We start from the raw sequence: 7,521 nt of genomic DNA, 5'->3' as shown, positions 1-7,521 counted from the left end.
CGGACGCCGCCTGTCTGGCTCGGATCTGCGCGGTCGAGGCCGAGGCCGAGTGCAACCGGGTGGCCCTGCAGGTCCACGGTGGCGTGGGCTTCACCTGGGAGCACGACCTGCAGATCTGGCTCAAGCACGGGAAGGCGCTCGAGCAGGCCGACGGGGGTCACCGACAGCTCCTCGAACGGGCGGGGCTGTCGGCGCTCGCGGCGGTCCATGGAGGGGCCCCTTCGGCCCTATGACATAAAAGAGATATATGATTATGCTGTTGGCCTGACTCCGAGGAGGCGCACAGCATGGTCGATCCCGTCGCGGATCCGTGTGACCTGATCGATCGCCGCGCCCTCGACGAGTTCCTCGCCGGGGTCGTCCCGGCGTACACCTCGCTCCACATCTCACTGCTCGCCGGAGGAGCCTCGAACCTCACGTTCCTGCTGAAGACCGACAGGCAGGCCTACGTGCTCAGGCGTCGCCCGCTCGGCCGCACCGCGCCGCGAGCCCACGACATGAAGCGGGAGTTCACGGTCCTGAACGCCCTCCGCGAGGCCTCCCTGCCGATCCCGCGCGTCATCGCCTACTCGGAGGACCGCCGGGTGGTGCAGGAGTCGTTCTACCTGATGGAGTTCGTGCCGGGAGCCGCGCTGCACGCCGCGGCGGCGGTGCGGTCCCTCACGCCGTCCGCCGGGACCGAGCTCAGCCGAGCGGTGGTGACCACGCTCGCCGGACTGCACGACGTCGACCCCCTGGCCGTCGGTCTCGTCGGGCTGGGTCGGCCCCGAGGCTTCGTGGAGCGGCGGATCCAGAGCTGGCTGAGGCAGTGGCGCTCGGTCGAGCACCGCGACCTCCCACAGGTCGAGGAGCTGGGGGAGCGGCTGCTGCGCCGGCTGCCGCGGCAGGCCCGCTCGACGCTGGTCCACGGCGACTACCGGCTCGGGAACCTCCTGGTCACGACCGATCCGATCGTCCGCATCGCCGCCATCCTCGACTGGGAGATGTCGACGCTCGGCGACCCGTTGACAGACCTCGCGCATCTGCTGGTCTACTGGGAGCCGACCTGCGGTCGGGTGACGCATCCCTCGCAGCACATCGCGGAGCACCCGGGCTTTCTCGACGGCGGCGCCCTCGTGGAGGTGTACGCCGAGCAGACCGGCGCGGACGTCAGCCAGCTGTCCTTCTACCTCGCGTTCGAGCACTGGCGAGCCGCCATCATCAAGGACGCGATCCATCTGCGTCGCCTCGCCGAGGGAGACCTCTCGGCCGACGACATCGCCCTGGGCGAGTCGGTCGCCCTGCACCTGGAGGAGGCCGACGACGTGTTGGCCCGGCTGACCGGCACCACCACCGCGTCCCTCGCCTCGACGAACGGAGAGCCCACACCATGACCGAGTCCTTCGAGGACGTGCGCGAGAGGGTCCGCGACTTCATCGACCACGAGGTGATCCCGGCGGAGCCCGTGATGGACAGGGGCGACGGGGCGGCGACCGCCCAGCTGGAGTCCCTGAAGACCGAGGCCAAGAGCCGCGGCATCTGGGCGCTCGGTCACCCGGCCGACATCGGCGGCGGCGGCCGGACGTTCATGGAGACGGCCCTGCTCAACGAAGTCATCGGCCGGTCGTTCTACGGGCAGAAGGCCGTCGGCACCTGGTCCATGCAGGACTCGCTGATGCTGAAGGAGAACGCGAGCGACGAGCAGCGCGAGCGCTGGCTGAAGCCGCTCGTGGCCGGTGAGATCCGCTCCTCCGTCGGCCTCACCGAGCCGGAGGTCGCGGGCTCGGACCCCACGCTGATCGCCTCCACCGCCGTCCTGGACGGCGACGAGTGGGTCGTCAACGCCCACAAGTGGTTCACGACCGGCGCCAACATCGCGGCGTTCACGACGGTGTTCGCGGTGACCGACCCGGACGCCGACCGGCACCGCCGCGTCTCGGCGATCATCGTGCCCACCGACAGCCCCGGCTACCAGGTCCTCCGCGCCGTCCCGACCCTCGGCACCGAGCGCACGATCATGGGCGACCACTGCGAGATCCGGCTCACCGACGTACGCGTTCCCGTGACCAACCTGCTCGGTGAGCGCGGCAACGGGTTCGTCATCGGCCAGCGGCGACTTGGCCCCGGCCGCATCTTCCACGCCATGCGCTGGCTCGGACAGATGGAGCGGGCCTTCGAGCATCTCGTGGAGTACTCACAGCGTAGGTATGTCCACGGGTCGATGCTCAGCGAGAAGGGTGAGATCCAGGCGTTCATCGCCGAGTCGGCGATGGACATCTTCTACCACCGGGCCGCGGTCCTGGAGGCGGCCCGCGCCGTCGACTCCGGCTCGCTGGCGCGGATGGAGATCAGCATGATCAAGGTGCGCGGGGCCAAGCTGCTCCACGACGTGATCGATCGAGCCATCCAGGCGCACGGAGCGCTCGGCGTCACCCCGGACACGCCCCTGGAGGCGATGTACCGGCGGGCGCGCTACGCGCGCATCTACGACGGCCCCGACGAGGTCCACCGCTACACGCTGGCGCGCCTGATCGGCAAGGACATCAGCAAGGCGCCCTGGTACGACGTGTGAGGGCCGACCGGCGTCGGGTCACACGACGAGGAATCCGCCGTCGACCGGCACCGTATGGCCGGTGACGTACTGCGCGAGGTCGCTGACGCAGAAGAGGACGACGCGCGCGATGTCCTCCGGAGTCGCCGTACGGCGTAGGGGGATGCGGGACGCGTAGCGATCGAGCACCGCGTCCTCCGTCGTACCGGACGCCTGCGCCGCGGCCACCTGACGAGTGGAGGCTGCCGTCGACTCTGTCACGGTCAGGACCGGAGCCACGCCGAGGACCCGGACGCCGGCCGGGCCGAGCTCGCGGGCGAGGGCGCGGGTCAGGCCGGTCACAGCGCTCTTGGAGGCCGCATAGTGCGCCACCCCGTCGTTGGAGACGCGGAACGCCGAGGTCGAGGCGACGTTCACGATCACGCCCTGGCCCCGCTCCACCATCCGCCTGCCGGCAGCCTGGGCGCCGAAGAACGTGCCGTCCAGGTTCAGCGACAGCACCGAGCGCCACTCGTCGGGCGTCATCGACAGCGTCGGGTGGACCGGGTAGATGCCCGCGTTGTTGACCCAGATGTCGAGCCGTCCGTGGCGGGCCAGGACGCCGGCGGCGAGCGCCTCCTGGTCGTCGACCGAGGAGGCGTCGAGGACGACCGCCTCGACCTCGGCCGCGCCGTCCTCCCGGCGCAGGCGCTCCGCAGCAAGCTCGACGTCCTCACGGAGATCGGTCAGCACGGTGGCGGCGCCCGCTTCCGCGAGTCGTCGGGCGATGGCGAAGCCGATGCCCTGGGCGGCGCCGGTGACGACGGCGACCCGGTCGTGCAGGTCGACGAGCTCGGCTGCGGGCGACAACGGCGACAAGGTCGACGGCGGCGCCAATGACGAGGGGGACGAGGGGGATGACGGGGTCACGCGACGACCAGACCCCGCAGCGAGCCGATGATCTGCGTCGCATCGGCGATGATCCGGTCGACCACCTGGGCGCAGGTCGCCACCTCGTCGATCAGGCCCTGGGCCTGGCTGGCCCACCACATGCCCCCCTCCATCTCGCCCTTCTGGAGCACCTCGGCGCGGCCGCGCACCCCGGACGCGAGCTCGGCCACGTCGTCGAACGTCGCGCCGGGGAGCCGGGTTCGGCGCACGATCTCCTGCGAGACGGAGTTGCGGGCCACCCGTGAGGTGTTGCGGAACTCGCGGAACACGATGTCGGTGTCCAGGGCGCTGTTGCGGACGATCTGCTGCTTGACGTTGTCGTGGATGGGCGCCTCGACGGTCGCCATGAAGCGGGTCCCCATGTTGACTCCGCCGGCACCCAGGGCCAGTGCGGCCACCAGGCCCGCGCCGTCGGCGATGCCGCCACTGGCGATCACGGGAATGCTCAGGGCTCGGACCGCCGTGGGGATGAGGACGAGCCCGGGGAGGTCGTCGTCCCCCGGATGCCCAGCGCACTCGAACCCGTCGATGCTGATGGCGTCGACCCCGGCCCGCTCGGCCGCGAGGGCGTGCTTGACGGAGGTTGCCTTGTGGACCACCTTGACGTCGGCGCGGTGGAAGTCGGCCAGGTGGGGAGCCGGATTGCTCCCGGCCGTCTCGACGACGCCGACCCCCGACTCGCAGATCACCTGCCGGTACTCGTCATACGGAACCGGCCTGATCGTCGGGAGGATCGTGAGGTTGACGCCGAACGGCGCGTCCGTCAGCTCACGCGTCCGCTCGATCTCGGCGCGGAGCGCCTCGGGAGTCGGCTGAGTCAGTGCGGTGAGGAAGCCCAGGGCGCCCGCGTCGGCCACTGCGGCGATCAGCTCCGCGGTGCCGACGCCGGTCATCCCACCGCACGTGATCGGGTGCCGGATCCCGAAGATCTCGGTGAAGCGTGTCGTGAGCACGGGTTCTCCTTCGCGACGTCTTGTCCGGGTCAGCGGAGCTGCCAGACCGGGAGTCTGCGCTCCACGAAGGCGCGTGCGCCCTCCAGCGCGTCCTCCGTGAACGGGATGGTCTCGTTGAGCTCGCTGTTGCGAGCCCACACGACGTCCGCCCACGGCGAGCCGGCGCCTGCGGCCGCGAGCGCCAGCTCCCGGGTGACGCGCACCGACTGCGGCGAGTTGCGGGCGATCCGGCCGGCGAGGTCGAGGGCGGTGGAGACGACGTCGTCCGCTGGCGTCACGACGTTGACCAGCCCCCAGGCCTGTGCCTCGGCGGCACTGATCCGGTCGCCGGTGAGCAGCTTCTCCATCGCGAGCTTGAGCGGCACCTGCTGAGGCAGGCGGATCGCACCCCCACCGCCGGGGAAGATGCCGCGGGCGACCTCGGGCAGGCCGAGCTCCGCGTCCTCGCTCATCACGGCGAGGTCGCAGGCCAAGACGAGCTCCGCGCCGCCTCCCAGGGCCAGGCCGTTCACCGCGGCGACGAGGGGCTTGGTCAGCGTGCGCTGGGTCAGGCCGGCGAAGCCGAGCTCCGGATGTCCCGGCAGGAGGGTGTCCTCGCCGCGGGCGATGGCCTTGAGGTCGGCGCCCGCGCAGAACGCACGTCCGGTGCCGGTGATGACGGCCACCCGAGCGTCGGGGTCCGCCTGGAACCGGTCGACTGCCTGGGACAGGGCGACGGCGAGGTCTGCATGGACGGAGTTGAGCGCGGCGGGACGGTTGAGGGTGATCACGCGGACATGACCCACCGAGCGCTCGAGCACCAGCGCGTCGTCAGCCGTCATCGTTCCCTCCGTCTTGAGGCATCGCGAGGCTATCAGTATATTCATTTATATCTCTAGGCTGTTCACCCGGACGGTCGGCCAACGTAAAGGGACGGGGCCTTGGGTTTCGAGAACTTCGACAGCACCGTCAACGGGGTGCTCGAGTCCTGTCGCCGCTTTGCCGATCGACCCGCGGTCTGGGACGACGAGGTCCGGTGGACGTACGCCGACCTGGGTCGCGAGGTCCTGGCCGCGGTCCGGGGCTTCATGGCCTGGGGTGTCCGGCCAGGTGATCGGGTGGGCCTGTGCGCGTCCAACTCCGCCGGCTGGATGGTGAGCGCCCTCGGCATCCAGGGGGCGGGCGGCGTGCTGGTCCCGCTCAACACCCGGTTCAAGGGCGCCGAGCTGGGCTACATCCTCGAGCGGAGCGGAGCCAGCGGCGTCGTGCTGGAGGGCAGGGCCGAGCGGGAGCCGATGATCCGCGAGAGCGGGACCTCGCCGGAGAGGTGGCTGGGCCTGGACGACGCTGCGCAGTGGCAGTGCTTCCTCGCCGCGGGCGCAACGGTCTCCGAGCAGGTGGCCCGGTCCCAGATCGCGTCGGTCGCCGCCGACGACGTCTCGGACATCCTGTTCACCTCGGGGACGACCGGCTATCCCAAGGGCGTGATGTTCACCCACGGACAGTCGTTGCGCGCCTATGGCGAGCTGGGCGTCGGCTTCGCCTTCCGCCCCCAGGACCGGTTCCTGCTGATCCCCCCGTTCTTCCATGCCCTGGGCTACAAGTCCGGGTGGTTCGCCGCCCTCCTCCACGGCGGCCTGGTCCTGCCGGAGCGGCGCTTCGAGCCGCGGGCGATGACCGACCGGGTGGCTCGGGACCGGGTGACGATGATGATCGGCCCGCCGACGATCTTCAACGAGCTGCTGGCGCAGGCCGACCGTCAGGACCTGTCCTCCCTGAGACTCGCGGTGCCGTCGGCGACGAACGTGTCGCCGGACCTGGTGCGCCAGATGCGCGACCGGCTCGGCATCGAGGTGCTGACCGGCTACGGCCTGACCGAGTCCAGTGCGATCTGCACCTACTCACGGGCGGGGGACGATCCGGAGCTCGTCGCCGACTCGGTGGGGCGGCCTGCGCCGGGCGTCGAGGTGGTGGTCGTCGACGACGACGACCGCCCGGTCCCGACCGGCGACGTCGGGAACATCCTGGTCTCCGGCTACGTCGTGATGAGCGGCTACTGGGACGACCCGGATGCCACCGAGGAGGTCCTCACGCGAGACGGAAGACTCCGCACCGGCGACCTGGGATCCCTCGACGAGCACGGCTTCCTGCACATCACGGGCAGGAAGAAGGACGTCATCCTGGTCGGGGGCTTCAACGTGTATCCTGCCGAGGTCGAGCGACTGCTCCTCCTGCACCCCGGGGTCGCGGAAGTGGCCGTGGTGGGCGTGTCGGACGCTCGACTCGGGGAGGTGCCCTGCGCGTTCATCGTTCCGGTTCCCGGAGTTGCTCTCACGACGGAGGAATGCTTCGAATGGGCACGCGGACACATGGCTAACTTCAAGGTGCCGCGCCACTACGAGATCGTCGCCGAGCTCCCTAAGAACTCCAGCATGAAGATCATCCGCGCGCAGCTTCGCGAGCGTGTTCAGAGCCTGGTCGGCGAGGGTCTCCCCTCCGATCGTGACCGGGTCTCAGAGAGGTCGTCGCATGGCGAGTAGGAACCCCGTGGGTCCGGTCCAGCTGCGGATCCCCAAGGCCGCCGAGCTGATCGCCGCCCACCTGCGGCAGCGCATCGTCAGCGACGACCTGTCGGAGGAGGACCCGCTGCCCCCGGAGTCCAACCTGATGCAGCAGTTCTCGGTGTCGAGGCCGACGCTGCGCGAGGCCTATCGCATCCTGGAGTCCGAGGGCCTGATCACCGTGCGCCGTGGCGCCCACGGCGGCGCCCGTGTGCACAAGCCCCGTCCCGACGTCGCGGCCCGCTACGCGGCCCATGTGCTGCAGTCCCAGGGCGCCCGGCTCAAGGACGTGTTCGACGCGCGCGAGGTGCTCGAGGGCGCGGCCATCGACCTGCTCGGTCCCAAGCCCTCCAAGGCCGGGCTCGAGCGGCTCCGCGAGATCAACCTGCGTGGCCAGGACCTCGAGCACGACCTGCTCAGCGCGCTGGAGATCCACCACGAGTTCCACCGGGCGCTGGTCGACATGGCGGGCAACCTCACGGTCTCGCTCCTGCGCAACATGATCGACATCATCTTGGAGGCTGCGACCGAGCGGCACGTCGCCAACGCCGGTGGCAACGAGGAGCAG

8 protein-coding genes are annotated in these 7,521 nt (G+C 70.3%); 5 read left to right on the top strand and 3 right to left on the bottom strand.

Translation table 11 applies throughout. The annotated features are described in order from the left end of the window. The 3 genes from VHW64_RS04850 to VHW64_RS04840 all read left to right on the top strand — a co-directional run. Positions 1-233: acyl-CoA dehydrogenase family protein (locus VHW64_RS04850; protein WP_329649384.1), on the top strand; the 233-nt coding region annotated here is incomplete at its 5' end. A gap of 54 nt (positions 234-287) precedes the next feature. After that, positions 288-1,373 carry a phosphotransferase family protein gene (locus tag VHW64_RS04845; protein ID WP_329649383.1) on the top strand — a complete coding sequence of 362 codons (1,086 nt, stop codon included), beginning with the start codon at positions 288-290 and terminating at the stop codon, positions 1,371-1,373. After that, on the top strand, positions 1,370-2,551 hold the full coding sequence (locus VHW64_RS04840; protein ID WP_329649382.1) for an acyl-CoA dehydrogenase family protein: 1,182 nt from the start codon (positions 1,370-1,372) through the stop codon (positions 2,549-2,551). Before VHW64_RS04845 ends, VHW64_RS04840 begins: the two co-directional genes overlap by 4 nt. Before the next feature lie 18 nt (positions 2,552-2,569). On the opposite strand, the gene VHW64_RS04835 is transcribed toward VHW64_RS04840, so the two are convergent. Genes VHW64_RS04835 through VHW64_RS04825 form a run of 3 tightly spaced genes read right to left on the bottom strand, consistent with a single transcriptional unit; the run spans position 2,570 to position 5,234 of the window. Further along, entirely contained in the window at positions 2,570-3,379 is an 810-nt protein-coding gene (locus tag VHW64_RS04835) for an SDR family NAD(P)-dependent oxidoreductase (RefSeq protein ID WP_329649381.1), read from the bottom strand. Positions 3,380-3,435: 56 nt separating this feature from the next. Beyond that, on the bottom strand, positions 3,436-4,413 hold the full coding sequence (locus VHW64_RS04830; protein ID WP_329649380.1) for a nitronate monooxygenase family protein: 978 nt from the start codon (positions 4,411-4,413) through the stop codon (positions 3,436-3,438). Positions 4,414-4,442: 29 nt separating this feature from the next. Beyond that, positions 4,443-5,234, bottom strand: a complete 792-nt coding sequence (locus VHW64_RS04825; RefSeq protein ID WP_329649379.1) for an enoyl-CoA hydratase-related protein — start codon at positions 5,232-5,234, stop codon at positions 4,443-4,445. Positions 5,235-5,333: 99 nt separating this feature from the next. Between VHW64_RS04825 and VHW64_RS04820 the strand changes: the two genes are divergently transcribed. Then, entirely contained in the window at positions 5,334-6,932 is a 1,599-nt protein-coding gene (locus tag VHW64_RS04820) for an AMP-binding protein (RefSeq protein WP_329649378.1), read from the top strand. Beyond that, on the top strand, positions 6,922-7,521 hold a 600-nt coding region (locus tag VHW64_RS04815), incomplete at its 3' end, for a FadR/GntR family transcriptional regulator (protein WP_329649377.1). The genes VHW64_RS04820 and VHW64_RS04815, both read left to right, overlap by 11 nt.

Origin of the sequence: Nocardioides sp. (assembly GCF_036267815.1) — a bacterium.
GTDB lineage: Bacteria > Actinomycetota > Actinomycetes > Propionibacteriales > Nocardioidaceae > Nocardioides.
The sequence above is the reverse complement of the archived record's forward strand: the minus strand, read 5'-3'. Positions and strand labels throughout refer to the sequence as shown.

Coding starts and splice junctions, on each gene's coding strand:
- VHW64_RS04845 (WP_329649383.1), top strand. CDS start 288: ATGGTCGATCCCGTCGCGGATCCGTGTGACCTGATCGATCGCCGCGCC.
- VHW64_RS04840 (WP_329649382.1), top strand. CDS start 1,370: ATGACCGAGTCCTTCGAGGACGTGCGCGAGAGGGTCCGCGACTTCATC.
- VHW64_RS04825 (WP_329649379.1), bottom strand. CDS start 5,234: ATGACGGCTGACGACGCGCTGGTGCTCGAGCGCTCGGTGGGTCATGTC.